This window comes from Pseudomonas citrullilanati (assembly GCF_030580855.1).
GTDB classification, from domain to species: Bacteria; Pseudomonadota; Gammaproteobacteria; order Pseudomonadales; family Pseudomonadaceae; genus Aquipseudomonas; species Aquipseudomonas citrulli.
Map to the genome: position 1 here is coordinate 1 of NZ_JAUQOP010000030.1, position 23,263 is coordinate 23,263.

At 62.2% G+C, this 23,263-nt stretch carries 31 protein-coding genes; 28 read left to right on the top strand and 3 right to left on the bottom strand.

What is annotated here, in order from left to right:
• Positions 1–145: 145 nt before the first annotated feature.
• Positions 146–505: a DUF6124 family protein gene (locus Q6A48_RS18550; protein WP_304555664.1), complete on the bottom strand. Its 360-nt coding sequence runs from the start codon at positions 503–505 to the stop codon at positions 146–148.
• 598 nt (positions 506–1,103) lie between these two features.
• Here Q6A48_RS18550 and Q6A48_RS18555 point away from each other — a divergent pair.
• The 24 genes from Q6A48_RS18555 (at position 1,104) to recX (ending at position 18,996) form a co-directional block, all read left to right on the top strand.
• Positions 1,104–1,838, top strand: coding sequence for a LexA family transcriptional regulator (locus tag Q6A48_RS18555; RefSeq protein ID WP_304555757.1), 735 nt, complete (start codon positions 1,104–1,106; stop codon positions 1,836–1,838).
• 468 nt (positions 1,839–2,306) lie between these two features.
• Entirely contained in the window at positions 2,307–2,522 is a 216-nt protein-coding gene (locus tag Q6A48_RS18560; protein WP_304555758.1) for a Com family DNA-binding transcriptional regulator, read from the top strand.
• Complete coding sequence (locus tag Q6A48_RS18565) at positions 2,509–3,153, top strand: hypothetical protein (RefSeq protein ID WP_304555665.1); 645 nt, start codon at positions 2,509–2,511, stop codon at positions 3,151–3,153. The genes Q6A48_RS18560 and Q6A48_RS18565 overlap by 14 nt, the downstream gene beginning before the upstream one ends.
• Positions 3,154–3,233: 80 nt before the next feature.
• Positions 3,234–3,572 (top strand): phage holin family protein, encoded by a 339-nt coding sequence (locus tag Q6A48_RS18570; protein ID WP_304555666.1) that lies wholly within the window; start codon positions 3,234–3,236, stop codon positions 3,570–3,572.
• A 68-nt stretch (positions 3,573–3,640) separates the two neighbouring features.
• Positions 3,641–4,156 carry a hypothetical protein gene (locus Q6A48_RS18575; protein ID WP_304555667.1) on the top strand — a complete coding sequence of 172 codons (516 nt, stop codon included), beginning with the start codon at positions 3,641–3,643 and terminating at the stop codon, positions 4,154–4,156.
• 3 nt (positions 4,157–4,159) lie between these two features.
• On the top strand, positions 4,160–4,771 hold the full coding sequence (locus Q6A48_RS18580) for a phage baseplate assembly protein V (protein WP_304555668.1): 612 nt from the start codon (positions 4,160–4,162) through the stop codon (positions 4,769–4,771).
• A 9-nt stretch (positions 4,772–4,780) separates the two neighbouring features.
• The gene (locus tag Q6A48_RS18585; protein WP_304555669.1) at positions 4,781–5,113 is read left to right on the top strand and encodes a phage baseplate protein; all 333 of its coding nucleotides are present in this window, start codon (positions 4,781–4,783) and stop codon (positions 5,111–5,113) included.
• Complete coding sequence (locus Q6A48_RS18590; protein ID WP_304555670.1) at positions 5,110–6,105, top strand: baseplate J/gp47 family protein; 996 nt, start codon at positions 5,110–5,112, stop codon at positions 6,103–6,105. The genes Q6A48_RS18585 and Q6A48_RS18590 overlap by 4 nt, the downstream gene beginning before the upstream one ends.
• Entirely contained in the window at positions 6,102–6,737 is a 636-nt protein-coding gene (locus Q6A48_RS18595; RefSeq protein WP_304555671.1) for a phage tail protein I, read from the top strand. The genes Q6A48_RS18590 and Q6A48_RS18595 overlap by 4 nt, the downstream gene beginning before the upstream one ends.
• Positions 6,738–8,681, top strand: coding sequence for a phage tail protein (locus tag Q6A48_RS18600; RefSeq protein ID WP_304555673.1), 1,944 nt, complete (start codon positions 6,738–6,740; stop codon positions 8,679–8,681).
• Positions 8,682–8,688: 7 nt separating this feature from the next.
• Positions 8,689–9,108: a phage tail assembly chaperone gene (locus Q6A48_RS18605; RefSeq protein ID WP_304555674.1), complete on the top strand. Its 420-nt coding sequence runs from the start codon at positions 8,689–8,691 to the stop codon at positions 9,106–9,108.
• Positions 9,109–9,197: 89 nt separating this feature from the next.
• Complete coding sequence (locus tag Q6A48_RS18610) at positions 9,198–9,407, top strand: hypothetical protein (protein ID WP_304555675.1); 210 nt, start codon at positions 9,198–9,200, stop codon at positions 9,405–9,407.
• Positions 9,408–9,409: 2 nt separating this feature from the next.
• Positions 9,410–10,576, top strand: coding sequence for a phage tail sheath protein (locus Q6A48_RS18615; RefSeq protein WP_304555677.1), 1,167 nt, complete (start codon positions 9,410–9,412; stop codon positions 10,574–10,576).
• Positions 10,576–11,082, top strand: a complete 507-nt coding sequence (locus Q6A48_RS18620; RefSeq protein WP_304555678.1) for a phage major tail tube protein — start codon at positions 10,576–10,578, stop codon at positions 11,080–11,082. Before Q6A48_RS18615 ends, Q6A48_RS18620 begins: the two co-directional genes overlap by 1 nt.
• Positions 11,083–11,224: 142 nt before the next feature.
• The gene (locus Q6A48_RS18625) at positions 11,225–11,791 is read left to right on the top strand and encodes a phage tail assembly protein (protein WP_304555679.1); all 567 of its coding nucleotides are present in this window, start codon (positions 11,225–11,227) and stop codon (positions 11,789–11,791) included.
• A 128-nt stretch (positions 11,792–11,919) separates the two neighbouring features.
• A complete protein-coding gene (locus Q6A48_RS18630) occupies positions 11,920–14,094 on the top strand; it encodes a phage tail tape measure protein (RefSeq protein ID WP_304555680.1) in 2,175 nt (724 codons plus the stop codon).
• The gene (locus Q6A48_RS18635) at positions 14,094–14,477 is read left to right on the top strand and encodes a phage tail protein (RefSeq protein WP_304555681.1); all 384 of its coding nucleotides are present in this window, start codon (positions 14,094–14,096) and stop codon (positions 14,475–14,477) included. The genes Q6A48_RS18630 and Q6A48_RS18635 overlap by 1 nt, the downstream gene beginning before the upstream one ends.
• Positions 14,470–14,682: a tail protein X gene (locus Q6A48_RS18640; RefSeq protein ID WP_304555682.1), complete on the top strand. Its 213-nt coding sequence runs from the start codon at positions 14,470–14,472 to the stop codon at positions 14,680–14,682. The genes Q6A48_RS18635 and Q6A48_RS18640 overlap by 8 nt, the downstream gene beginning before the upstream one ends.
• Before the next feature lie 9 nt (positions 14,683–14,691).
• Positions 14,692–15,708, top strand: a complete 1,017-nt coding sequence (locus tag Q6A48_RS18645; RefSeq protein WP_304555683.1) for a phage late control D family protein — start codon at positions 14,692–14,694, stop codon at positions 15,706–15,708.
• 52 nt (positions 15,709–15,760) lie between these two features.
• Positions 15,761–16,306 carry a glycoside hydrolase family 19 protein gene (locus Q6A48_RS18650; protein WP_304555684.1) on the top strand — a complete coding sequence of 182 codons (546 nt, stop codon included), beginning with the start codon at positions 15,761–15,763 and terminating at the stop codon, positions 16,304–16,306.
• Entirely contained in the window at positions 16,303–16,812 is a 510-nt protein-coding gene (locus tag Q6A48_RS18655; protein ID WP_304555685.1) for a lysis system i-spanin subunit Rz, read from the top strand. The genes Q6A48_RS18650 and Q6A48_RS18655 overlap by 4 nt, the downstream gene beginning before the upstream one ends.
• 71 nt (positions 16,813–16,883) lie before the next feature.
• Complete coding sequence (locus tag Q6A48_RS18660; RefSeq protein ID WP_304555686.1) at positions 16,884–17,384, top strand: CinA family protein; 501 nt, start codon at positions 16,884–16,886, stop codon at positions 17,382–17,384.
• 83 nt (positions 17,385–17,467) lie between these two features.
• The gene (gene recA, locus Q6A48_RS18665) at positions 17,468–18,520 is read left to right on the top strand and encodes a recombinase RecA (protein ID WP_245138884.1); all 1,053 of its coding nucleotides are present in this window, start codon (positions 17,468–17,470) and stop codon (positions 18,518–18,520) included.
• Between the two features lie 8 nt (positions 18,521–18,528).
• The gene (gene recX, locus Q6A48_RS18670; protein WP_304555688.1) at positions 18,529–18,996 is read left to right on the top strand and encodes a recombination regulator RecX; all 468 of its coding nucleotides are present in this window, start codon (positions 18,529–18,531) and stop codon (positions 18,994–18,996) included.
• Between the two features lie 45 nt (positions 18,997–19,041).
• Here the strand turns inward: recX and Q6A48_RS18675 are convergent, their stop codons facing one another.
• Positions 19,042–20,160 (bottom strand): LOG family protein, encoded by a 1,119-nt coding sequence (locus Q6A48_RS18675; RefSeq protein ID WP_304555689.1) that lies wholly within the window; start codon positions 20,158–20,160, stop codon positions 19,042–19,044.
• A gap of 251 nt (positions 20,161–20,411) precedes the next feature.
• Between Q6A48_RS18675 and Q6A48_RS18680 the strand changes: the two genes are divergently transcribed.
• Positions 20,412–20,609 carry a hypothetical protein gene (locus Q6A48_RS18680; protein WP_304555690.1) on the top strand — a complete coding sequence of 66 codons (198 nt, stop codon included), beginning with the start codon at positions 20,412–20,414 and terminating at the stop codon, positions 20,607–20,609.
• Positions 20,610–20,628: 19 nt separating this feature from the next.
• Here the strand turns inward: Q6A48_RS18680 and Q6A48_RS18685 are convergent, their stop codons facing one another.
• Positions 20,629–21,051: a quorum-sensing-regulated virulence factor family protein gene (locus tag Q6A48_RS18685; protein ID WP_304555691.1), complete on the bottom strand. Its 423-nt coding sequence runs from the start codon at positions 21,049–21,051 to the stop codon at positions 20,629–20,631.
• A gap of 184 nt (positions 21,052–21,235) precedes the next feature.
• Between Q6A48_RS18685 and Q6A48_RS18690 the strand changes: the two genes are divergently transcribed.
• The 3 genes from Q6A48_RS18690 (at position 21,236) to Q6A48_RS18700 (ending at position 23,263) form a co-directional block, all read left to right on the top strand.
• Positions 21,236–21,979 carry a tRNA-uridine aminocarboxypropyltransferase gene (locus Q6A48_RS18690; RefSeq protein WP_304555692.1) on the top strand — a complete coding sequence of 248 codons (744 nt, stop codon included), beginning with the start codon at positions 21,236–21,238 and terminating at the stop codon, positions 21,977–21,979.
• Positions 21,980–22,174: 195 nt separating this feature from the next.
• Positions 22,175–22,828 (top strand): response regulator transcription factor ErdR, encoded by a 654-nt coding sequence (gene erdR, locus Q6A48_RS18695; protein WP_304555694.1) that lies wholly within the window; start codon positions 22,175–22,177, stop codon positions 22,826–22,828.
• Positions 22,829–22,900: 72 nt separating this feature from the next.
• Positions 22,901–23,263: a diacylglycerol kinase gene (locus Q6A48_RS18700; RefSeq protein ID WP_042730780.1), complete on the top strand. Its 363-nt coding sequence runs from the start codon at positions 22,901–22,903 to the stop codon at positions 23,261–23,263.

The window sequence follows — 23,263 nt, forward strand, 5'->3', positions numbered from 1 at the left end:
AATTGTAAATAAAAAAAAAAACGATGGGGGGCCGCGGGCTTGCGGGGGTGGGGGTAGTGTATTTAACAAAATTTTTCCAAAACCCCCCCCCCCCCCCCCCACCCTCGCTCCCACAGGGTTTGGTTACGGGCCGATTGGCCTCGGCCTACCTCGGCTCGACCACGTCCAACGCCCGATTCGCCAGCAATTGGCCCAGCTCGATCATCTGCTGGACCCCCAGGGCGATGTGCCGTCGTGAGCCCTCCAGGTCGAATGCCAGGTCGCTGACCATGGCGTTGGCCGAGGCCAGGGTTTCGCTGAGGTTGGCGAGCAGGCATTCGGCGTCGATGTCAGGGGCGATGATGTAGAGGGTGTCGAGTGAGTCGGAGGTTGCTTTGTCGGCTTCGAGCTTGAGGTAATAGTCCAGGGCGCGGGTGGCCGCGTCGTCGAGTTTCTTGGCGTTGATCGATTGGCTGCGGGAGATGTGATCGTCTGGGGTAGAGGGATTGGATTTGTTTTTGCTCATGATGCTTGGATCCTCGAAGTGAGAGCCATCACCGGTCCGCTACTAAACGAAGTGGGTGGCAGCTGTACACAGGTTAGTAGACCGGGGATCCAAGGAACCGGCGCGCCCGAGGGCGCCCTGCGCACAGCTGCCATTGAGCGCAGGAGAAGGAATACCTGACTGAATGGAGCAATGAACATCTTGGATGCCGAGCTACTAAACCCGATCACTGATGGGCAGTGACGAGAACCAAAGTACCGATGGGATCCAAGATGAACAAGCCGGCGGATTCTGGCGTAGTTGTAGGCAGAGGCGCAAGGCAACGTAGCCTTGTGTTGCGCTTTTGAAGGACGGATTTGGAGCCTTTTCCTAAGGACTCGTAGGGCAAATTCCCCCTTGTGATCAGCAAGCATCAGATATGGAGCCGAGCGCCTGTGGCGAGGGGATTTATCCCCGTTGGGCTGCGTAGCAGCCCCTAAGTGGCTAGTGCGCCTGTAGGGCCGCTTCGCGTCCCAGCGGGGATAAATCCCCTCGCCACAATGGATGCATATGGCTGGAAATGCACATTTATGCAAATCAGCATTTGTCTTCTGCAAAAAGAACACGCATCATGCGCGTTATGCAAAAACGCAACGTTTCTACCGTATTAAGAGCATTGCTCGACCAGCACGGGATCTCCCCCACGGAGCTTCACCGGCGTACCGGCGTGCCCCAGTCCACCCTCTCGCGGATTCTCAGCGGCAAGATCGTCGACCCTTCGGATAAGCACATCTCGAAGATCGCCGAGTACTTCGCCGTGAGCACCGACCAGTTGCGCGGGCGCGCCGACATTACCCCTGTCGGCGGCAGTCGCCGCGACGAGTCCCATGCCGAGCTCAAGGACATAAGCCTGTGGGACGACGAGACCCCCGTCGAGGAAGACGAGGTGTCGGTCCCTTTTCTGCGTGAGGTTGAATTGGCTGCTGGATCAGGAAGATTCGTCATCGAGGAAAGCGAGCGCTCGAGCCTGCGCTTCGGCAAGCGCAGCCTGCGCCACAACGGCGTGCAGTTCGACCAGGCCAAATGCGTGACGGTACGCGGCAACAGCATGTTGCCCGTGCTGCGTGACGGCGCCACGGTCGGGGTGAATGTGGCCAAATGCGGTATCGGCGACATCGTCGACGGCGACCTCTACGCCATCAATCACAATGGCCAACTGCGGGTCAAGCAGCTCTATCGGCTGCCCACCGGGATCCGCCTGCGCAGCTTCAATCGCGACGAGCATCCGGATGAGGACTACAGCTTCCAGGACATGCAGGAGGAGCAAATTGTCATCCTCGGTCACGTCTTCTGGTGGGGCATGTACGCCCGCTAACCCCACCACTGTCAGATAAAACCCGCCGCTGTGCGGGTTTTTTTTCGCCCCTGAAAAACCCTCCAGGCCCCGCGCTGCGGGGCTGTCCATGCATCTGCGCATGCGCCTCGCATAAATAAATGCATTTGTGCATTGACTGTATATGCATACATGCATATTCTGTGTCCAAGCCGCTCGACAAAGCGGCTGGCAAGAACCGCTCTTTAGTGTCACCAAACAGGCAGCGATGAACCGGCCTCAACGGTTCAGAGGGTTGGCAACTGGCCCGGGTGTGCAGCGTAAAGCACCAGAAACAGTTATCCGGCGGGCAGGGGCCGCGGTCGGAGGAACAATTTGAATGGATCCGTACCGCGCCAGTCGCGCCGAAAGATCAAGCGCATTACTGAAAAGCCTGGGCAACCGGGCTTTTTGGAATGCCTGTGCCGTGAGGTGCTTCAAGTAACTGCCGCAGCCAGTGGAGGGCTTTCGATGTTGAAGGATTTCAGATGCGGACACTGCAAGAAACTTCTGGCCCGCATGGGCAAGAACGCCGAACTCCAGATCAAGTGTTCCCGATGCGGGACGTTGAATCATGTGAAGGCCTCTGAGCTTCGAGTGAACGCCGACGAGCGAACTGCACGCGCTATCGATCGTGCAATCACTGCTCAAACACATCAACGAGGTCACAAAGATGAAACTCTTTAAACAACTTTTATTGGCTGCCGCACTTCTCTCGCCATTCGTGTCGCTGAACACGTGGGCGGAAACGGCAATGTCCTGGAACTTGGCCAGGGACATGTACTTGATGACCGAACAATCGCCCTCTGGATCGCCATGGTCCTTGATGCAAAACAAGTCGGGGGTAAACGCTTCGGTCAATTACACGTTGTTTCCGTCCTTTCAGGCGGGGCAATGCAACGGCAAGCCGACTACCTGCTGGCGCGATGATGCAACGGGCGCCTGGATTTCCATCCCAAATGAAAGCTTCACATTTACCGGTTCGGGCACCAGCTTCGTGTTCAAGCAAGGCGACGTCGCGACCCATCCCGGCACCAACAGCCAAAGCATCTTCCGTTGGGCCAGCCCTGTTACCGGCAACATCAACGTATTGGGTCGGGTCAATGATCTGCACAACGCATGCGGAGATGGCATCGGCTGGTCGATCAATCTAGGTGACACCGTGCTTCAGTCCGGAAGCTTGGCAAATGGGGGCAGTGCCACGTTCAAGTTGAGCGATGTTGCGGTTACGCCGACGTCCTCGCTCTATCTGGTCATTGACCGCAAGGCCAATAACTCCTGCGATGCGACCAGTATCGACATGCTCATCACTCGATAAATGCTTTTGACTGGAGTGGCTCAAGGTCGGTGATCGGCCCCAGGGCCTTCTTATCCTTCAATCACCCCCAGGAGGCGTGAATGACAAACGAGCAACAAGCGTTGCTGGACATGCCGATCTGGCTGGTCATCGTGCTCGCCCTGGTGGGTGGGGTGTCCGGCGAGATGTGGCGTGCCGACAAGGAGGGCGCACGCGGCTGGCCGTTGCTGCGTCGCGTGGCCCTGCGCTCCGGCGCCTGCGTGGTCTGCGGCGTCTCGGCGACCATGCTGCTGTATGCCCTCGGCATGTCGATCTGGAGTGCCTGCGCCATCGGTTGCCTGACGGCCATGGCCGGTGCCGATGTGGCGATCGGCCTTTATGAGCGTTGGGTGGCCAAGCGCATTGGCGTCGAGGGCCCCACCGACCGCGACCCGCATTAGACAAACTGACCTGTGCCGCCCCCCGCAACCCATTGCACCCGGCGGCATGCATTGAACGGAAACCCGTCATGTCCCTTTCTATCCAGAAGCCTTCGCAGTTCTGTACTGCGGTGGGCGATACGCTGCGCGCCGCTTTTCCCCAGTTCAAGGTTGGCACTCGCCAGGACGTCGTCGCTGTCGGCGACGACGCCTGGGTGTTGATTGCGATGGACGGTGATGCCTGGGGCCCGTCGGCGAATGACGGTCGCAGCGCCCATGCCTTGTCGGTGTCCCTGCAGTGCCTTTTGCCGGGGCGTCCGGACTTCGACGCCTGCGATTTGGCCGCTGCCTTGATGGACGTGGTGGCGAATAACCGCTGGGGCCTTTCGGGTGCCCAGTGCGACGTGCCCACCGCCCTTGTGGCGCAACCCTCGACCTGGGTCTTCGCCGAAACAACCTACTCCACCTGGACAGTTTCCTTCGTCCAGACGCTCTATTTCGGTCAACCGTTGCTGGAGGATCCGACCGGTATCCCGCTGTTTGCCCGCACCTGGGAAGTCTCCGATATCGACGACCCGACCCAATACACCGCCCTCGAGGACTGACCCATGCTGGATGCGTTTCTGCGTATGCACCTGGCGCCGATCATCGAGCGCCTGGCCGAGATGGAAACCGAACTCGAAGACCTGCATCGGCGGGCCGACAGTGTCTGTCGGATCGGCGTATGCCAGGCGGTCGACGCGGCCAGCAATACCTGCCGGGTCAGTCACGGCGACTTGCTGACACCGGCGATCCGCTTTTTCAATCCCAGTGCCGGCGCCCAGAGCGAGTCGCGGATTCCCTCGGTGGGCGAGCAATGCCTGCTGCTGAACCACGGCGGCGGTGACGGCGGCGGGCAGGCGGTGGCGTTGTTCGGCCTCAACGGTGGGCAGTTTCCGCCCGTTTCGACCCTGGCCTCGCTGACCCGTCGCCTCTACCAGGACGGCACGGAAAACGGCTACGACCACGACGCCCATGTCCTGCACTGGAAGAACGGTCCGGCGGCGTTCACCGGCGCCCGTGAAGCCCTGCAACTGAACCTCGGCCCGTCCAGGCTGACGATGACCGCCGATTCGATCGAGTTGCAAATGGGCGCTGTCGGCTTGCGGCTCGACGCGGCCGGCGTGCACTTGAGCGGCCCGCTGGTGGATCACCAGGGGCGCGTCATCAGTACTGCGTGAGAATTTCCCATGATCGGAATCGATAGGAACACCGGCGCGACGGTCGACGACTGGCTGCAGTTCGTGCAGCGCGCCACACGGGCGTTGACCACCCCTCTGGGGACCCGCCAGAAGCGCCCGCTGTATGGCTGCGCGCTCACCCAATTGCTTGGGCAGAACCTCGGCGATGACATGCTGATCCTGGCCCAGAGCCACGCCGCCCAAGCCTTCTATAACCCGCAGAACGGCATCGGTGATTTCGAGCCGCAGGTCATTGTCGCCAGTCGACACGGTGCCGGCTTGTTGTTGCGTTTTGCCGGCACCTGGAAAAACCGCAAACAGACCTTCGAGGTGGTGACATGAGCATGTTGATTCCCGGCCAGAATGCATTGGCCGAACCGGCCATCGTCCACGTCGAGGCCTTCGAGGATCTGCTCGCCGAGTTCAAGACGTTCGTCGTCGAGTACGTCGGCGCACGCTCTCCCGCCAGCGCGGCGAAGCTGGTGGACAGCCTCGAAAACGAAAGCGAACTGCTGACCCTGGCCCTCGAAGCGTTCTGCGTCCGCCTGCAAACCCACGAGCGCAAGTACAACGCCCGTATTCAGCAGATGCTGGCGTGGTGGGCCACGGGCAGCAACCTCGATGCGCGCCTCGCCGACATGGGGTTGGAGCGCCAGTTGCTCGATCCCGGCGATCCGGCGGCGTTCCCGCCCGTTCCCGCGGTTTATGAGAGCGACGATGACGCCCGGTTGCGTTACTACCTGGCCCCCCACGCCCCGGCGGCGGGTTCGCGCATGCAGTATCGGCGGGAGATCTTTACCTTGGGCGAACGGCCGGCGGTAAAGGTGCAGAGCGCCATGGGCGGTGAGGTGACAGTGACCTACACGTTCGACCCTGACGGCATGGCCGCGCAGGTCAAGGACGGCAATGCGCGCCGGACGGCGCCGGGGCAGGTCACGGTCACGGTGCTGTCCCGGGAGGGTGACGGCACCCCTTCGGCGGCGTTGCTCGAGGGCGTTCGCCAACACTTCGCCCGGCCGGATGTTCGACCGGAAACGGACCAGGTCATCGTGCAGGCCGCGCAGATCAAGAACTACAAGATCCGCGTCGTGGCGAAGATCAATGCCGGCCCGGATTCGGGCCTGACCCAGGTCGCCGCTGAACAGCAACTGCGGGCCTACGCCGAGGCCCGCCATCGCCTGGAAGGGCGCGTGGACCCCAGCTGGATCGACTACACGCTGCACAGCGCCGGTGCCGTCCAGCTCGAAATCCTCGAACCGCTTGCGCCGATTGTGACGACGGCCTTCCAAGCCCCGTATTGCACGGGTGTCGAGGTCGAGGTGGATACATTATGAGTGAGGATACGTCTCCCCCGAGCCTGTTGCCGGTCAACAGCTCAGCGCTGGAACGGGCGCTTGATCTGGGTTTCGCCCGCCTGCTGGAGCGCATCGATCCGCCGTTTCCCCAACTGATGAACCCGGCGACGACGCCCCTGGCCTTCCTGCCGTATCTGGCGGCGGATCGTGGTGTCAGTGAGTGGCGTTCTTCAGCGCCCGAACAGGAAAAGCGCCTGACCGTAGAGCTTGCCTGGCCTACTGCGCGACAGGCCGGGACGCGAAAGGCGCTGCAAAACGCTGCCAAGGGCCTGCAACTGATGCCCGAGGTGCGCGCCTGGTACGAGCAGACACCGCCCGGGCCGCCCTACAGTTTTTCCGTCAGGGCGTTTACCGAGCAGCCCTACAGCGAAGAAATCGATGCCCGCCTTGACCGTCGTCTGGCCGACGCCAAGAGCGAACGCGACACCTTGACGGTGTCGGTCGGCTTGAGCGCCTCCGGTCGCCACGTCATCGGGGCCGCCACGGTGTGCGGCGAGCTGACCACGGTTTATCCGATCGTCATCCAGGGCCTTGAGGCCTCGGGCCGAGCCTTCATGGCCGCCGGGCTCTACACCGTCGAAACTTCCACTATTTATCCACAGGGGTCCTAAATGGCCGACTACTACACCCTGCTCACCGATGCGGGGATTGCCTACGAAACCGCCTGCAAGGCGGCGGGCGTACCGATCAGACTGTCGCAGATTTCCGTCGGCGACGGCGGCGGCGCGGTCTACAACCCGGCAGCCACCGCCACGGCGCTCAAGCGCGAAGTGTGGCGCGGGCCGCTCAATGCGTTGTTCCAGGATGAAAAGAACCCGAGCTGGTTGCTGGCCGAAGTCACCATTCCGTCCGACGTGGGTGGCTGGTACGTACGTGAAGCCGGGATCTGGACCGACACCGGTATCCTCTATGCGATCGTCAAGTATCCGGAGTCGTTCAAGCCGGTGCTGGCGACCTCCGGTTCCGGAAAAGAGTTTTATATCCGCTCGATTTTCGAGACCAGCAATGCCGAGCTGGTGACGTTGCTGATCGACGATACGGTGGTCAAGGCGACCCGTGCCTGGGTAGCGAGTTATGTCGCCGATGAGCTCGCCAAACTCGACGCGAAGCAATCGGTGCGAGCGGCAACGACGGCCAACATTGTCCTGAGCGGCGCCCAGGCGATCGATGGCGTTGCGGTGATTGCCGGGAACCGGGTCCTGGTCAAGTCGCAGGCCTTGGCGAAGGACAACGGCATCTATGTGGTGGCGAACGGCGCCTGGGCTCGGGCAAAGGATGCCGATGCGAGTGCCGAGGTGACGTCGGGCTTGATCGTCTCGGTGGAGGAGGGCACGACGCTCGCCAACACGATCTGGCAGTTGGTGACCGATGGGGCGATCGTGCTGGGCACTACTGCGCTGGCGTTCCAGAACATCACCCAAGGGTTTGCGCCGCTCAATTCGCCGGTGTTGGTCAACCCGACGGCCAATACGCCGCCACTGTTCGACAATACCAAGTCGATCGCGACGACTGAGTATGTGATGCGTGCCAGCGGCAACTATCGCGGCTTTACAAGTTTGACCACGACCACCACCTTGACGGCTTCGGCTGTTGGCACGCTGGTTACAACTATTGGGGCTTTCACCATCACGTTGCCGGCGGTCAATGCCCTGCCGGCAGGGGGCGCTATTCACTTCCGGAATATCGGCAGCGGCGTTGTCACCGTCGTATGTGCTGGGGCTGACAACATCAACTCGGGTGCGGGCCAGATTACGAGTATTGATCTGCAGGTGGGCGCGACCCTGGAGTTGACCGGGAACGGTGCCAGTGCCTGGTGGGCCGCCGGGACTGCGCAGTTGCAATACTCCAGGGTGTTCGGTGCTACTGCGGCGCAATTCGAAAGCAGCAAGTTGTTGGCTACCACCGAGTTTGTGAAGCGAATGGGCGTCGAGTGGTCGGGCTTCACCTCGGTGAACGCCAGCACGGTGCTGGGAAGTTCAAGCGCTGGCAGTATCGTCAGTGCGTCATCTGCGACGGCGATCAACGTTACCCTGCCGCTCACCGTGCCAGTAGGGCCAGGAGCCATGATCATGGTTCTGAGTGGTGGGACAGGTGCCGTCACGCTGCTGGCTTCGAATGGAGAGCAGATTACTAATTCGAGCGGAGGCGCGATAACACCTGTTTTGGGGCAGGGTGATTTCGCGATGTTGACCAGACTGAGCGGCGAATGGCGATTGGTTGGCGGTACCGTTGCGTTGAAGTTTTCCAATGTATTCGCAGCAACTGTTGGAAATACTGCCAATCAGGTATTGCCAAGCGGCTGGATACTCAAAATCGGACACGCGTCCACGGATGTTGCGACAGGAACAGTGCCGGTAACGTTTCCCGTGGCATTTCCCACTGCTTGCATGTATGTGGGGGCGATTTATGCCGGGGCTAGCTCAGCGACGAATTCATCTGTTTGTCAATCCGGCATACCGACCCGAACAGGTTTTACGGGCTATATCACTAATGTGGCTGGCAATAACGCAGCTGTCACTGTGGGTGGTTACAACTGGCTAGCCATTGGCTACTGAGGGGACTATGTACGCAAAATGGATTGAAGAAGATGGTCGATTTGCCTTTGAGTTAACGGATAACGGGGGCGTTGAGATATCTGATGAAGATCATGCGGCGCTCTTTGAGTCGCGACTGGATGGAAAAGTCATCGGTAAGGGGCCTGATGGTCGTCCGCAATTGCAAGTCCCGCCGTTGCCGACGTTCGTTGATCTATCGCGCATTGAGCGTGTATGGCGGGACAGACAGCTCTTGCTTACGGATGGGATGGTAACGCGCCACCGAGATGAGCAGGAAGAAGGGACCGACACCACGCTTTTGGCTGAGCAATATACCGAGCTGCAAGCATATCGCCGGGCTCTACGTCACTGGCCTGAGGTCGGGGATTTTCCGAAGAGTGAATATCGTCCGCTTGCGCCGTCCTGGCTAACTGAGCAACCCCAATAAACGCCCCGCACCGTCGGGGCGTTTTCTTATCCGTCCAAAACCTCGAAGCCCCTTTCCCAAGGGGCTTTTTCATACCTGGAGAACCCCAAATGGCACTACGCCAAACCTACACCGTACTCGTTCCATTCCCCATCGGCGCAGGTCACTGGTCGAGCGTCGGCCAGGAGCTCGACCTGCTCGATGTGGAAGCCAGTGCGCTGCGCAGCGCCGGTCGCCTGGCGCTGAAAAACACCGAGGCCGCCGATGTGGCCTCCACCTCCCAACCGGCCAAGAAGGCCGCCACCAAGAAGGCTGAATAACCATGGCTGAGGTTTTGAACTTCGAGCACAACGGCATTACCGTCAATGCCTCCGAATCCCCCGAGGCCATGGGTGGCCTTGGTGACAACGTCATCGGCCTGGTCGGCACCGCGCCGAAGGCCGATCCGCTGATTCCGCGCAATGCCCCGTTCCGCATCAACAGCTTCACCACCCAGGCCTTGCTCGACCCGACCGGTACCGAGGCGGGCACGCTGTATCACGCGGTGTTCCAGATCCTCAAAGTGGTCAAGGTGCCGGTCTACGTGGTCATCGTCGAAGAGGGCGCGACCCCGGCCGACACCCAGAACAACGTGATCGGCGGCGTCGAGGCGCAGACCGGTCGCAAGCTGGGGCTGGCGGCGTTGAGTGGGGTCGCCGAGGACCTGACCATCATCGGTGCGCCGGGCTTTACCGGCACCAAGGCCGTCGCCAGCGAGTTCGCCTCGTTCGGCAAGCGCATCAAGGCCCGTGTGGTGCTCGACGGCAAGGACGCCTCGGTCGCCGACCAGGTGACCTACAGCCAGGAGCTGGGCGGCGCGGACCTGGGCTTCGACCGTTGCCTGGTGGTGCACAACATGCCGGCGGTGTATTCCAAGGCCGCCAAGAAGAACGTCTTCCTGGCCCCGTCGAGCCTGGCCATCGCCGCGCTCGCCAAGGTCAAGCAATGGGAAAGCCCGGGCAACCAGGTGACCTACGCCGAAGACGTTTCGCGCACCGTGGAATACAACATCCTCGACACCTCCACCGAGGGCGACCTGCTCAACCGCTACGGCGTCAGCTACTACGCCCGGACCATCCTCGGCGGCTTCTCGTTGCTGGGTAACCGCTCCATCACCGGCAAGTTCATCAGCTACGTCGGCCTGGAAGACGCCATCAGCCGCAAGCTGGTCAAGGCCGGCCAGAAAGCCATGGCCAAGAACCTGACCAAGTCGTTCATGGACCAGGAGGTCAAGCGCATCAACGACTGGCTGCAAACCCTGGTCGCCGACGAAACCATCCCGGGCGGCAGCGTGTACCTGCACCCCGAATTGAACAGTGTCGAGAAGTACAAGAACGGCACCTGGTACGTGGTCATCGACTACGGCCGCTACGCGCCGAACGAACACATGATTTATCAACTCAATGCCCGCGATGAAATCATCGAGCAGTTCCTGGAGGACGTTCTCTAATGTTTACCAACCGCGTAAGACAGGCCATCGCGGCCACCCTGCAAGGCCTGCCGTTGTCGGCGACGGTGGAGGAGTTCACCCCGCCGAAGATCGAGTTCGAGATGGAGGCCATGACCGGCGGGCGTTTCATCGCCGAGGAAATGGCCAAGAGCGGCAAGGCGCTGACCGCCAAGTTGAAACTGCAAGGCGTTGGCCCGGAAATCATGCTGGCGCTGGGCGTGAGCGTGGGTGACGACATCCTGCTGAACGTGCGCGAAGCGGGTCAGGATCAGGATGGCAACACCTGGTTCACCTATCACACGGTGGGCGGCAAGCTGAAATCCCTCGAGGAAACCCCCCTGAAGATGAACGAGAAGCCCACTACCGTCCTCGATCTGTCCTGCCGCACCTACAACCGCCTGGAGAACGGCATCCCGGTGATCGACATCGACGTGCGCACCCAGAAGTTCGTGCTCAACGGTGTCGACATCCTCGGCGACGCCCGCCGCGCGGTGTTGCTGCCTTAAGCCGGCTGCCGTCACCCGCCCTGTGGGAGCGAGCCCGCTCGCGATAACGGTGTGTCAGCCACCTCGATGCTGAATGTTCCGCCGTCATCGCGAGCAAGCTCGCTCCCACAGGTTGTCCAGTATTTACCAAGGAATTGCTTTCATGCCCTGGATGCCTCCAACGCATGCCCTGTTGTCGCCGATCACCGGTGACGACGGGGCGCAGATCGACCAACTGCAACTCAAGCCGCTGTACTACGCCGCGCAGAAAGAGGCCCTGGCCCGTGCCGGCGATGACGAAGACGATCAATTCTTCGAACTGGCCAGGCTCGCCACCGGCCTGTCGGTGAAGGAACTCGACCAGCTCAAGCGCCCTGACTACGTGAGCATCGCGCAGTACGTGCACGAGATGTCCACGCGCCCGGCGGCGTATTTCCTGGACACTGCGCCGGCGGATCCCGACCAGGTGCAACTGCTGCAACCGCTCGCCGTGGCGGGCCGCAACGTGACCTCGCTGACCCTGGAAATGCCGGTGCTCAGGGCCACCAAGGCGATGAAGAAACTGAAGACGGCCAAGGAACGCGCCGAATTCATCACCGCCCATTGCACCGGCTTGATGCTGCCCGACCTGAACCAACTGACCGTGCCTGACTGGACCCAGCTTCAGGTGCGCATCGACGATTTTTTAAACAAACCGGCGGACTTCTTTCGGAGCGCGACATCGAAGTGATCCTCGATGTGGTGCCGCTCATTTACTCGGTAAGTGAGGCGGAAATCCTGGAGTGGGACGCCGGCAAGGCCTTGCGCCGCTACGACATCGCGATCACTCGCCTTGGCGTGAAACAGGAGTAGAGCAGGATGGCGGACGATAGATATTCGCTCAAATACGCAGCCTTCGATGAGCGTGGGCTGGCGTTCGGTAATAGCAGCGCGGCCACGGTCGCCTCCGGCGGCGTGTCGGCACAGGGTTCGAGCCAGTCCACCCAAGGCCGGTTGTCCGGCCTCGATCTGGCGTTGGACCGCGTCGGGCTCAAGCTCGGCCTGCTGACGACGGCCATCGAGGCATTGACCTTGAAGCTGTCGTCGCAACCACTGCTCACCCAGGCGGTGACGGCCGGCGCCAAGGGAGAGCCGGCCGCCGAGAAAAAAGCCGCCGGCAGTCTCGAGCCGCCGGATCTGCTGAAGCCGGCGATGGCCATGGACTCGGCCCTGGCCGACCTGCGCCAGGCGGGCAAATTCACCCCGCGCCAGGGCCAGGAGATGGCCCAAGGGACCCAGCAGATTGCCGCTGCCCCGCTGATTGCGGCCGGGGCGACCAAGGCGGTCGACCTGGTGAAGATTGAAACCCTGGCGGCCAAGGGCGGCGTGGGCAGTCAGTTGCCCAATGCTTCGGACCGGCAGTTTGAGCTGCTGCGTTTCGCCAGCGACGCCGGCACTGTCTCGTCGGCGTTCAGGGTGCCGGCCCTGGAAGTCGCCGAGATGATGCTCGGCTGGCGCACCAATATGGCCCTCAGCGGCATCCAGGCCTTCGACCTGGCGGATGCCATCAACCAGCTGGGCAAGCTGCCCGGCGGGGCGAAACCGGCCGAGATCGGCGCGGTCCTGCAGCGTGACGAGGCGGCGGCTGCGACGGCGGCCGGGCTATCCCCCGCGCAAGCTGCGGCATTGACCGCGGCACTGCTCGCCAGTGGCGCGAAAACGAATGAAGCCGGCGTGGCGCTGGGCACCTTCTCCAGCGCCCTGGGCAAGGGGGACCAGGCTTCCGCCTCCGAGCGAACCGCCTGGAAACAGCTGGCACTGTCGCCGGCGGCGGTGGCGAGCGGCCTGCGGGACAAGGACACGGCATCCGGCACTGTCATGACGGTGTTAGCGGCGTTGAACGCGCAACCGGCCGACCGGCGCTCGGCCCTGGCCGCCACACTCTTCGGCAATGGCGATGCGGTGGTGTTGCGCATGGCGCAGAAGCTGCCGGATGTGAATGCAGCCTTCGGGCAAGTGAGCGACAAGGCTCAGTACGCCACCTCGGTGCTGGGTAACGACGGTTCGGTGAGACAGGATGCCCTGGCGCTGTCGCAAACCCGGCAAGGCCGCTGGAATGCCTTGAGCGCCCGCAGCGATCGCATGCAGGTGGCGGCCGGTGATGCCTTGGCGCCCACGGCAGACACCTCGATTCAAGGGTTGGGATCGCTGGCGGAGGGCATGAGCGAGCTGGCGGAGTCTTCACCCAAAACCGCTGCTGCCATTGTGCTGGTTGCCGCCGCGATCAAACCGCTGGCAGGCGCACTACTCAAAGCCATCACCGACGAGCTGGGCAGCCAGGCGGCCAAGCGCATATTGGGCGGTGTGGCGACTCGGTTACCCGGACGACTGGGCGAAGTCATCTCCGAAGACGTCAGGAAGAATCGCTTGGGAGGCTTGGCGCTCATGGATGCCCCGGCAAGCGTTGCGAAGGCTGGAGCCGTGAACGGGTCCAGTGCTGCCTTGCGCGGGGTGAGCGCTACCTTGGGCGCATCGGCCCGGCTTGCGCCCGCCGCGGCGGCGCTGATGGCCATCCCCGATGTGGCCGAAGGGGTGATGACCGGCGACACCCGCAAGACCGGCGCCGGCCTGGGCGCCGCCGGCGGCGGTTGGGCGGGCGCTTCGGCGGGGGCAACCGCAGGCGCAGCGATCGGCACCTTCTTTGGGCCGGGCATTGGTACGGCCATTGGTGGGGCGCTTGGCGCCATAGTGGGTGGGTTGGCGGGAAGCTGGCTGGGGAGTGAGTCGGGCGCGTGGCTGGGGGAAAAGCTTGCTTCGCCTGCCGACAAACTTGCCGCTCCAGACCAGGTCAGCAAAGACCTGACCAGCACCCAGGCAGCTACACAGCAAAACACCATGACCGCCAACATCTACATCAACGGCCAGGACCAGGCCAGCGCCAGCCAGTTGGCCAATCTGGTCGTGCAACAGATCGCCGGCCAATTCGGCCTGGCATCCACCCCCAACTCACTGGCCATGCGCAGTGACGCGGCCCTGACCGACGGAGGTACGTGATGCGCCAGCAAATGGCACTGGGCAGTTTCGTTTTCGGCCTGTCGAGGAGTTTCGCCTACCACAGCCTGGTGCGCAGCTCGGACGGCGGCTGGAAGAGCATCGACATCCTCACCAGCAAACCCAAGTCGAGCCAGGTTGGCCAGGGCCTGCAAGGCCTGACCATCACGGGCAAGTCGATGTACGCCACGGCGATGGATCGCCTCGATGAGCTGCGCGCCTTGCAGGCATTGCGCGTTCCGTTGCCTCTGGTGGATGGCATCGGCCGCAACTGGGGGCTGTGGCAGATCAACAAGATCACCGAGACCCAGACCGAGATCATTGATGACGGCACCGCGATGGTGGTCGGCTGGGTCGTTGAATTGATGGAGTTCGCCAATGCGTAGGGTTCGAAGTATCGCCGGTGATTCGGTGAATCTGTTGCTGTACCGCGAGCTTGAACGGTGTGACGACGCCGTCGAGGAAGCACTCTGGCGGCTCAACCCGGGGCTGGCGGAATGGGGCCCGCTGTTACCGGCGGGGGTATCGGTTGTCTTGCCGGAAGTGGACCTCAAACCGGTTGCAACCCCGGCGGTTTCGGCTTGGGATTAAGGAGGCGACATGTCATTGGGCTTCACCCCTGCGGTGGACATTTATGGTGCGAACGCCGCGCTGCTCAACGAACGCTTGCTCAGTTGGACGCACGTCGACGCGGCGGGAATCGAGTCCGATCAGTTGACGCTCACCCTCAGCCTTGACGGGCTCGAAGGGTTGCCCAGCCTGGGCGGGAAGATCGGTCTGCGGGTCGGTTATCTGGAGTCGGGCCTGGTGGACAAGGGCGAGTTCGTCATTACCCGGCGTACGCCAACGCTGTTTCCCTTCACGCTCACCCTGGTGGCCATGGCGGCGCCGTTCAGCGCTGCGGACCAGACCGGATTCAAGCAACGCCGATCCGTCAGCCATGGGCCGACGACCCTGGGGGCGCTGTTCCGTGAGTTGACTTCGCGGCACGGTTTTTCGCCGCGCGTGGCGCCGGACCTGTCGCTGATAAAAATTGCCCACGTCGACCAGTCCGACGAAACCGACATGGGTTTCCTGACGCGCCTGGCCCATCGTTATGACGCCGTCGCCAAGCCGGTCAACGAGTTGTATGTGCTGGCCCGGCGCGGCCAGGTGAAGTCGTTGTCGGGCAAGGTCCTGCCAGAAGCGAAACTGTCGGTGACCACGAACAACCGCCCGGGCGACCACGCGTTCATCTCGGCCAAGCTGGATGACACTGCCCGGGCCAAGTACCAGGGCTGCAAGACCCGTTGGTGGGACGCGGCGGCCGGCCAGTTGCGGATCGAGGAGAGCGGCTTGGCGCCGTTCAAGACCTTGCGCCAGCGCTTCCAGGGCGCCGACGACGCCCGCGCAGCCGGGGAGGGGGAGGTGCGCCGGATGCTGCGCGAGGCCCTCAAGCTGACGATCGAATGCCCGGGCAACCCAGGGCTTTGCGCCGAGGGTATCGTCCTGCTGGATCCCTCCTGGCCGGACTTCATGCGCGGTCGCTGGTCGATCGACAAGGTCACCGCCAGTGGCGACCGGGCAAAAAGCTACCGTTGCAGCATCGACGCGACCTGCCTGGATGCCAAGGCCTGACCCATTACCACTTCTGCGCAAGCGATCCCGCGATCGCGGCAAGGAGCACGCCGTGCCCATTACTCAAGCGCAATTGCTGCGCATTCTCCCGAACGCCGGCGTCAACGCTGGCGTTTTTGCACCTGTCCTGAATATCGCCATGGGTCGCCACCAGATCATCGGTCGTAGCCGGGTTGCCGCATTCATCGCCCAGGTGGGTCATGAGTCCGGCCAACTACGTTATGTGCGAGAGTCGGGTAACGAGGCCTACCTGTCGAAATATGACACCGGCCCACTGGCCTTGCGCCTCGGCAACACACCCACGGCGGACGGTGATGGCCAGCGCTACCGGGGCCGGGGTTTGATTCAGATCACCGGACGAGCCAACTACCAGGCGTGCGGTGAAGCCCTGGGCCTGGACCTGGTCAATGACCCGGCGTTATTGGAACTGCCACAATGGGCCGCCGAGTCGGCGGCTTGGTTCTGGGCGACCCACGGTCTCAACGCCCTGGCCGATGCGGGGCGGTTCGACAAGATCACGCAGCGGATCAACGGCGGCCAGAATGGCGCCGCGGATCGCCAGGCGCTTTATGCACGGGCATTGCAGGTGCTGGAATGAGCCCGGGCTTATTGAGGTACATCTCGGTACTGGTCCTGGCGTTGGCGGCGGCGGGCGTGGCGTGGAAGGTCCAGGACTGGCGCTATGGTCGAGCGCTCGCGGAGCAGGCCCAGTCGCAGGCCGACACCTTGAATCAATTGAACCTCGCCGCTGCCACTTCGCAACAACGCGAGACCGATAGGCGCCTGGCCCTGGAGCGGCAACTCTCCGCCAGCGAACAAACCCACTACCGAGCCTTGAGCGATGCCCAACGTGACCAGGATCGCCTGCGCGATCGCCTTGCTACTGCCGATGTCCGGCTGTCAGTCCTCCTCGACGCCGACGAGGTTGCCGCCGGTTGCGCAGTGCCTTCCACCCCCGGCGCCAGCGGCGTGGATCATGGCCCCCCACGCGCCCGACTTGACCCGGCGCATGCTCAACGAATTATCGCCATCACCGACGAAGGCGACCGTGGACTGATCGCCTTGCAGGCTTGCCAGGCCTACGTCAGGGCCCTGGGTCGGTAATCCGGCGAGCCTTGCAAGCTTCGACCGCTCGTGTACGGTAGGCCTTCATTGCGTCGAATCTGGAGGGCACCGTGGACGACATTACCCAACTGGCCGCTGAACTGGGCCGGCGCTTGCAGCTGCTCAATGCCCATGTCACCACTGCCGAGTCCTGTACCGGTGGCGGGATCGCCGAGGCGATCACGCGGATTCCGGGCAGCTCCGCCTGGTTCGAGGCCGGCTACGTCACCTACTCCAATCGCCAGAAGACCCAGCAGTTGGACGTGCCAGCCGGCTTGTTCGAGACGGTGGGCGCCGTCAGCCGCGAGGTGGTCGAGGCCATGGCCCAGGGCGCGCAGGAAAAAAGCCTGGCGCGGTTTGCCGTGGCGGTCAGCGGCGTGGCCGGGCCCGACGGGGGCTCGCCGCACAAACCGGTGGGCACCGTGTGGCTGGCCTGGGGCGTTGGCGAGGTGGTGATCAGTGAACGGCGCTTTTTCCCGGGCAACCGCGATGAGGTCCGCCGACAAACGGTGAAGGCCGCGCTAGAGGGGCTGCTGCAGTATGCCTCGGCAGAAATCTCAAATCAGGGGTAGGCGATCTTCAATCCCTGTGGAATAATACTGGCTACTTATACAGGTGTTGGCCGCCAGGCCTTATTGATTACGTGAGGACTTTAATGGACGACAACAAGAAGAAAGCCTTGGCTGCGGCCTTGGGTCAGATCGAACGTCAATTCGGCAAGGGTGCCGTAATGCGTATGGGCGATCAGGACCGCCAGGCTATTCCTTCCATCTCCACCGGCTCCCTGGGCCTGGACATCGCACTGGGCATCGGCGGCCTGCCAAAGGGCCGGATCGTTGAAATCTACGGCCCTGAATCTTCCGGTAAAACTACCCTGACCCTGTCGGTGATCGCCCAGGCCCAGAAAGCGGGCGCGACCTGCGCCTTCGTCGACGCCGAACACGCCCTGGACCCGGAGTATGCCGGCAAGCTGGGCGTCAATGTCGACGACCTGCTGGTGTCCCAGCCGGACACCGGCGAGCAGGCCCTGGAAATCACCGACATGCTGGTGCGTTCCAACGCGGTTGACGTGATCATCGTCGACTCCGTGGCCGCCCTGGTACCCAAGGCTGAAATCGAAGGTGAAATGGGCGACATGCACGTGGGCCTCCAGGCTCGCCTGATGTCCCAGGCCCTGCGCAAGATCACCGGTAACATCAAGAACGCCAACTGCCTGGTGATCTTCATCAACCAGATCCGGATGAAGATCGGCGTGATGTTCGGCAGCCCGGAAACCACTACCGGTGGTAACGCGCTGAAGTTCTACGCCTCGGTTCGCCTGGACATCCGCCGCACCGGCGCGGTGAAGGAAGGCGACGAAGTGGTCGGCAGCGAAACCCGCGTCAAGGTCGTGAAGAACAAGGTGGCTTCGCCGTTCCGTCAGGCCGAGTTCCAGATTCTCTACGGCAAGGGCATCTACCTCAATGGCGAGATGATCGACCTGGGTGTGTTGCACGGTTTCGTCGAGAAGTCCGGTGCCTGGTACGCCTACAACGGCACCAAGATCGGTCAGGGCAAGGCCAACTCGGCCAAGTTCCTGGCGGATAACCCGGAGGTTGCAGCGGCCCTTGAGAAACAACTGCGTGACAAGCTGCTGAGCCCGGTTGCCGACGTCAAGGCACTGGCCAACCGTGAGACCGCCGACGACCTGGCTGACGCTGACATCTGATCGATTCGATGACCGTCGTACTCGATACACTCGTCGCGGTGCGGCGAACGGCGATGGACCTGCTCGCCAGGCGCGAGCACGGGCGAGTCGAGCTGACGCGTAAACTGCGTCAGCGCGGCGCACCTGATGAACTGATCGACACGGCCCTCGACCGTTTGACGGAGGAGGGCCTGCTGTCGGAAGCCCGCTACCTTGAAAGCTTTGTCTCCTATCGCGCCCGCTCCGGTTACGGTCCGTTGCGAATTCGTGAGGAACTGGGCCAACGAGGTTTGCAGCGACCGGATATCGAACTCGCCCTGCGCGAAAGCGGTATCGATTGGCAGGCGCAATTGGCGGACACCTGGCGGCGCAAATTTTCCGGGCACTTGCCCGTCGATGCACGAGAGCGAGCCAAGCAAGGGCGGTTCCTGGCGTATCGAGGGTATTCCATGGAGATGATCAACCGCTTGTTCAGCGGTCGCGCCATGGACGATTGAACACAAAAGACCCGCTATTTCGATAGCGGGTCTTTTTTTATGGGTTCAGGTTGCCTTGATCGGCTCCCACGTGAGGGGCTGGATCTTTTCGGCGGGCTGGGCCCAGTTTTCCGCCAGGTTGATGTAGTCCACCAGTTCCCTCAAGCGGCCATGGTCGCGGGCGTTGAAGTTGAATGCCAGGCGCGTCAGATGGCTGAAACGGGCTTCATCGTGTTCTTCATCGTTATCGTCATGCTGATGAAAGCAGTCATTGAGGCACAGGTCGGCAAAGTCCACCTGCATCCGCTGGAGCGCCTGTTCGTTGAGCTTGTGATTCATGCGGATCACGAACTGATGCTTGAGCCAGCGGCTGGAGTGGAAGTTACGGTAAAACTGGTTGATCTCCTCCACGGCATCCTCGGCGTTGTACACCAGGCGCATCAGCTTCATGTCGGTGGGCAGGATGTAGCGGTTCTCTTCCAATTGCTCGCGGATGAAATCCAGGGCGCCTTGCCAGAACTTGCCACCCGGCACGTCCAGCAGGACCACGGGCACCAGCGGGCTCTTGCCGGTCTGCACCAGCGTCAGTACCTCCAGGGCTTCATCCAGCGTGCCGAAGCCGCCCGGACAAAGCACCAGGGCGTCGGCTTCCTTGACGAAGAACAGTTTGCGGGTGAAGAAAAAGTGGAACGGCAGCAGGTTCGGCGTGCCTTCGACGGTGGGGTTGGCGTGCTGTTCGAACGGCAGGGTGATGTTGAACCCCAGGCTGTGTTCGCGTCCCGCGCCTTCATGGGCCGCCGCCATGATGCCGCCGCCGGCACCGGTGATGACCATCATGTCCGAGCGCGCCAGTGCCGCCCCCAGTTCCCGGGCCAGGCCGTACAGCGGGTGTTCGATCGGCGTCCGGGCCGAGCCGAAGACGGTGACCTTGCGCCGTCCCTTGAACTGTTCGAGGGTGCGGAAGGCGTGCTCCAGTTCCCGTAGCGCCTGGAGGGTGATCTTGGCATTCCAGCGGTTGTGATCTTCCTGGGCCATACGCAGTACGGTCAGGATCATGTCGCGGTAGATGGGCAGGTTCGGGCTGTTGGGTGAAACCAGGTTGAGTTGTTCTTCAACCTTGTGGATGAGGTCGTGGCCGTGGTTCTCAAAATGACGACTGAGCAGGTCATTCGGTTTATAAGGCATTCAACTTCTCCTTCTTGGCAGGACGAATCCAGATCCTCGCCCCGATCAATGCTGTCTTGATCATGGCGCCCAAAAGTGACGATTGGCAACCGCTCGATACACACCCGGACAGGGCGCGCCGCTCGTCAGATGCCCGGCCGGGCACACAGGGCTCTGATTTACTGAATATCAAGCGTGTCTATGCAAACAGGCCACCAGGGCTGGGCGCCACGCGATGGATTGAAGTCGGATCGTGCAGGGAGGCGTGGAAAATGAGGGTGACGCTGGAACTCGACAGGCAGTTGTACCTGATGCTGCTGGAGTCGGCCCAGGCCAATCGGCTGAGCCTGGAGGAAGAGTGCTGTCGTCGGTTGGAAGGGCGGGCCTGGCGCTCGCGCTACCTGCAGGCGCTGGTGGAGGAACTGCGCGCCGATGATGAGCAGCGGCGCGACAGTGGCCTGTGCGGTTGATGCCTGCGGGCCGACCGGGTTACTTCTTCGGCTTGGTCGGTTTCGGGCAGTCCGATTCCTGGAAGCGTTCCGTGGCCACCGGACGGTTGGTCTTCACCTCGGTGAATTCGTAGCGCATCGTCGCGCCCTTGGCCATCAGCTTGCGGAACCCTGGGTTGGTGCACACCGTGGAGCCCAGCTGGAAGTACACGGCCTTGGGGTCTGCACGCATTTTCTGGGCATGGCTGCTCTGCACACTGAGGTGATTGATCAGCTCGGTGCCTTCGACGGTGTAGCCCTGGTCGAGGATGTCTTCGTTGATCGCCCGCGGCGTACCGATGCTGCTTTCCTTGGCAACGTTCTGCAGCATCTTGTTCAGTTCGAGTTCTTTCAGCGAAGCAGCCTGAGCGCTGAAGGACGTCGCCAGCAGAACGGCAACGGTGGGGACGATAAGGCGCAGCATGAAACTCTCCTGGTTCAGTGACTGGTGGTTCGACCGATCACATGACTGTGCGTTCAGTGGCCGGGAATTATAGGGGAGCCCGGGTGGACGGTACAGGCTTGCGCGCTCTGGTAGACTGCCGGCCTTTATTGCCCTGCCGAGTGTTGTTCGTGTCCAGTTCCCTTGTCCGTCGGCGTCGTCCACGATGAACCATGCCCCCAACGCCGTCGCCCGCCTGCGCGACCAGCGTATCGATGAAGGCATCAAGCCGCTCCAGGCCCGCGGCTGGCGCGCACCCCGTTGCAGCGCCTGCCGGGTGATCGAGAGCCATTGCCTGTGTGCCTGGCGCCCCAGTGTCGAGACCCGTTCCGGGATCTGCCTGATCATGACCAACAAGGAAGTGTTCAAGCCGAGCAACACCGGCTGGTTGATCGCCGACGTAGTGCGCGACAATCATGCGTTCATCTGGTCGCGGACCGATGTCGACGAGCAACTGCTGGCGTTGCTGAACGACCCGCAGCGGCAGCCGTACCTGGTGTTTCCGGGGGAGTACGTCGAGCCTTCCCGGGTGACCCACACGGTAGACGTCGATCACGCCAGGCGTCCGCTGTTCATCCTGCTGGACGCAACCTGGACGGAAGCGCGGAAGATTTTTCGCAAGAGCCCGTATTTCGACCGGCTGCCGATCCTGAGCCTGTTGCCCGACCGGTTGTCGCGCTACCGCCTGCGCCGTTCGACCCGCAGCGAGCACCTGTGCACCGCCGAGGTGGCGGCGTTGTGCCTGGAACTGGCGGGGGACAGCGATGCCGCGTCGGCGCTGGACGCCTATTTCGACGTGTTCAGCCAGCATTACCTGGGGGCCAAGCGCCAGCAGGCCGTGAATGTAGCGACCCCGGCTCACGCCGAGTTGCAGCCCTTTGTCCGCATGGGCCCCGCCGTATTGGCGTAATAGTGGCCCATACTGGAGGCCGGGGCGGCCGTGCTGCTTGACCACCCCGACTTCGCTGGGCATGCTTGGCGCCGACCCGGGTGCGGCCAACGGCTGGATGCTGTGTCTGGCGCGCATGTGCCCCCGTGGACTTGAGTTGTTTTGGCGAGGCGCGAATGCATCGGGCCCGCCATTAAAAACAGGATCATTGAAAAAATGGCCACATACGAAATCCTGATTGCCGACGACCACCCGCTTTTTCGCAGCGCGTTGCGTCAGGCAGTGACCCTGGGCCTGGGCCCGGATGTCCGGTTGACGGAGGTGGCCAGTATCGCGGAGCTGGAAGCCCGGCTGACTGAAAAGGCAGACTGGGACCTGGTCCTGCTGGACCTGAACATGCCCGGTGCCTACGGTTTTTCCGGCCTGGTGCTGTTGCGCGGCCAATACCCGCAGATCCCGGTGGTCATGGTGTCGGCCCAGGAAGAAGCCTCGGTGATGGTCAAGGCGCGCGAGTTCGGGGCCAGTGGCTTCATCCCCAAGTCCGGTTCCCTGGAAATGATCCAGCGTGCCGTGAAGGCAGTGCTCGATGGCGATGTGTCCTGGCCGCCCCAGGCGTTCGAAGCGGTGAGCGTCTCCGAAGAGGCCAAGGCCGCCAGCGAAGGCCTGGCCAGCCTGACGCCGCAGCAATTCCGGGTGTTGACCATGGTGTGCGAGGGGCTGTTGAACAAGCAGATCGCCTATGAACTGAATGTGTCGGAGGCCACCATCAAGGCCCACGTCACGGCGATCTTTCGCAAGTTGAATGTGCGTACCCGGACCCAGGCGGCGTTGCTGCTGCAACAACTTGAGTCAATTTCGCCACAGCCTTGAAGCGCGGCTTCACGCTTTTTTGACCGGATTTGAATTAGCTTCTCCACCTCCTTTTCGATCAGTGCCTACTCTATGTCACCTTTTAAAGGCCAAACCGGCCTGAAACGCATCCTCAATGCCTCCGGCTATTCCCTTGACGGGCTGCGCGCCGCGTTTGTCGGTGAAGCGGCGTTCCGTCAGTTGGTGCTGCTCAACGTCGTGCTGATTCCGTTGTCGTTCTTCCTGAATGTCAGCCGGGTCGAGCAGGCGCTGTTGATCGCGGTCTGCCTGTTGGCATTGATCGTGGAGTTGCTCAACTCGGCAGTGGAAGCGGCGATCGACCGCATTTCCCTGGAGCTGCACCCGTTGTCGAAAAACGCCAAGGACATGGGCAGCGCCGCCCAGCTCGTCGCCCTGACGATGATCGCCCTGGTGTGGGGCGTGATCCTGCTTTGA

What these genes read in the sequence shown, in the direction of transcription:
- erdR (WP_304555694.1), top strand. Translation starts at nt 22,175, where the DNA reads ATGGCCACATACGAAATCCTGATTGCCGACGACCACCCGCTTTTTCGC.
- Q6A48_RS18560 (WP_304555758.1), top strand. Translation starts at nt 2,307, where the DNA reads ATGTTGAAGGATTTCAGATGCGGACACTGCAAGAAACTTCTGGCCCGC.
- Q6A48_RS18550 (WP_304555664.1), bottom strand. Translation starts at nt 505, where the DNA reads ATGAGCAAAAACAAATCCAATCCCTCTACCCCAGACGATCACATCTCC.
- Q6A48_RS18600 (WP_304555673.1), top strand. Translation starts at nt 6,738, where the DNA reads ATGGCCGACTACTACACCCTGCTCACCGATGCGGGGATTGCCTACGAA.
- Q6A48_RS18690 (WP_304555692.1), top strand. Translation starts at nt 21,236, where the DNA reads ATGAACCATGCCCCCAACGCCGTCGCCCGCCTGCGCGACCAGCGTATC.
- Q6A48_RS18640 (WP_304555682.1), top strand. Translation starts at nt 14,470, where the DNA reads ATGCGTAGGGTTCGAAGTATCGCCGGTGATTCGGTGAATCTGTTGCTG.
- Q6A48_RS18610 (WP_304555675.1), top strand. Translation starts at nt 9,198, where the DNA reads ATGGCACTACGCCAAACCTACACCGTACTCGTTCCATTCCCCATCGGC.
- Q6A48_RS18620 (WP_304555678.1), top strand. Translation starts at nt 10,576, where the DNA reads ATGTTTACCAACCGCGTAAGACAGGCCATCGCGGCCACCCTGCAAGGC.
- Q6A48_RS18580 (WP_304555668.1), top strand. Translation starts at nt 4,160, where the DNA reads ATGCTGGATGCGTTTCTGCGTATGCACCTGGCGCCGATCATCGAGCGC.
- Q6A48_RS18675 (WP_304555689.1), bottom strand. Translation starts at nt 20,160, where the DNA reads ATGCCTTATAAACCGAATGACCTGCTCAGTCGTCATTTTGAGAACCAC.
- Q6A48_RS18635 (WP_304555681.1), top strand. Translation starts at nt 14,094, where the DNA reads ATGCGCCAGCAAATGGCACTGGGCAGTTTCGTTTTCGGCCTGTCGAGG.
- Q6A48_RS18655 (WP_304555685.1), top strand. Translation starts at nt 16,303, where the DNA reads ATGAGCCCGGGCTTATTGAGGTACATCTCGGTACTGGTCCTGGCGTTG.
- Q6A48_RS18605 (WP_304555674.1), top strand. Translation starts at nt 8,689, where the DNA reads ATGTACGCAAAATGGATTGAAGAAGATGGTCGATTTGCCTTTGAGTTA.
- Q6A48_RS18585 (WP_304555669.1), top strand. Translation starts at nt 4,781, where the DNA reads ATGATCGGAATCGATAGGAACACCGGCGCGACGGTCGACGACTGGCTG.
- Q6A48_RS18615 (WP_304555677.1), top strand. Translation starts at nt 9,410, where the DNA reads ATGGCTGAGGTTTTGAACTTCGAGCACAACGGCATTACCGTCAATGCC.
- Q6A48_RS18685 (WP_304555691.1), bottom strand. Translation starts at nt 21,051, where the DNA reads ATGCTGCGCCTTATCGTCCCCACCGTTGCCGTTCTGCTGGCGACGTCC.
- Q6A48_RS18595 (WP_304555671.1), top strand. Translation starts at nt 6,102, where the DNA reads ATGAGTGAGGATACGTCTCCCCCGAGCCTGTTGCCGGTCAACAGCTCA.
- Q6A48_RS18565 (WP_304555665.1), top strand. Translation starts at nt 2,509, where the DNA reads ATGAAACTCTTTAAACAACTTTTATTGGCTGCCGCACTTCTCTCGCCA.
- Q6A48_RS18630 (WP_304555680.1), top strand. Translation starts at nt 11,920, where the DNA reads ATGGCGGACGATAGATATTCGCTCAAATACGCAGCCTTCGATGAGCGT.
- Q6A48_RS18590 (WP_304555670.1), top strand. Translation starts at nt 5,110, where the DNA reads ATGAGCATGTTGATTCCCGGCCAGAATGCATTGGCCGAACCGGCCATC.
- recA (WP_245138884.1), top strand. Translation starts at nt 17,468, where the DNA reads ATGGACGACAACAAGAAGAAAGCCTTGGCTGCGGCCTTGGGTCAGATC.
- Q6A48_RS18645 (WP_304555683.1), top strand. Translation starts at nt 14,692, where the DNA reads ATGTCATTGGGCTTCACCCCTGCGGTGGACATTTATGGTGCGAACGCC.
- Q6A48_RS18575 (WP_304555667.1), top strand. Translation starts at nt 3,641, where the DNA reads ATGTCCCTTTCTATCCAGAAGCCTTCGCAGTTCTGTACTGCGGTGGGC.
- recX (WP_304555688.1), top strand. Translation starts at nt 18,529, where the DNA reads ATGACCGTCGTACTCGATACACTCGTCGCGGTGCGGCGAACGGCGATG.
- Q6A48_RS18570 (WP_304555666.1), top strand. Translation starts at nt 3,234, where the DNA reads ATGACAAACGAGCAACAAGCGTTGCTGGACATGCCGATCTGGCTGGTC.
- Q6A48_RS18625 (WP_304555679.1), top strand. Translation starts at nt 11,225, where the DNA reads ATGCCCTGGATGCCTCCAACGCATGCCCTGTTGTCGCCGATCACCGGT.
- Q6A48_RS18700 (WP_042730780.1), top strand. Translation starts at nt 22,901, where the DNA reads ATGTCACCTTTTAAAGGCCAAACCGGCCTGAAACGCATCCTCAATGCC.
- Q6A48_RS18555 (WP_304555757.1), top strand. Translation starts at nt 1,104, where the DNA reads ATGCAAAAACGCAACGTTTCTACCGTATTAAGAGCATTGCTCGACCAG.
- Q6A48_RS18680 (WP_304555690.1), top strand. Translation starts at nt 20,412, where the DNA reads ATGAGGGTGACGCTGGAACTCGACAGGCAGTTGTACCTGATGCTGCTG.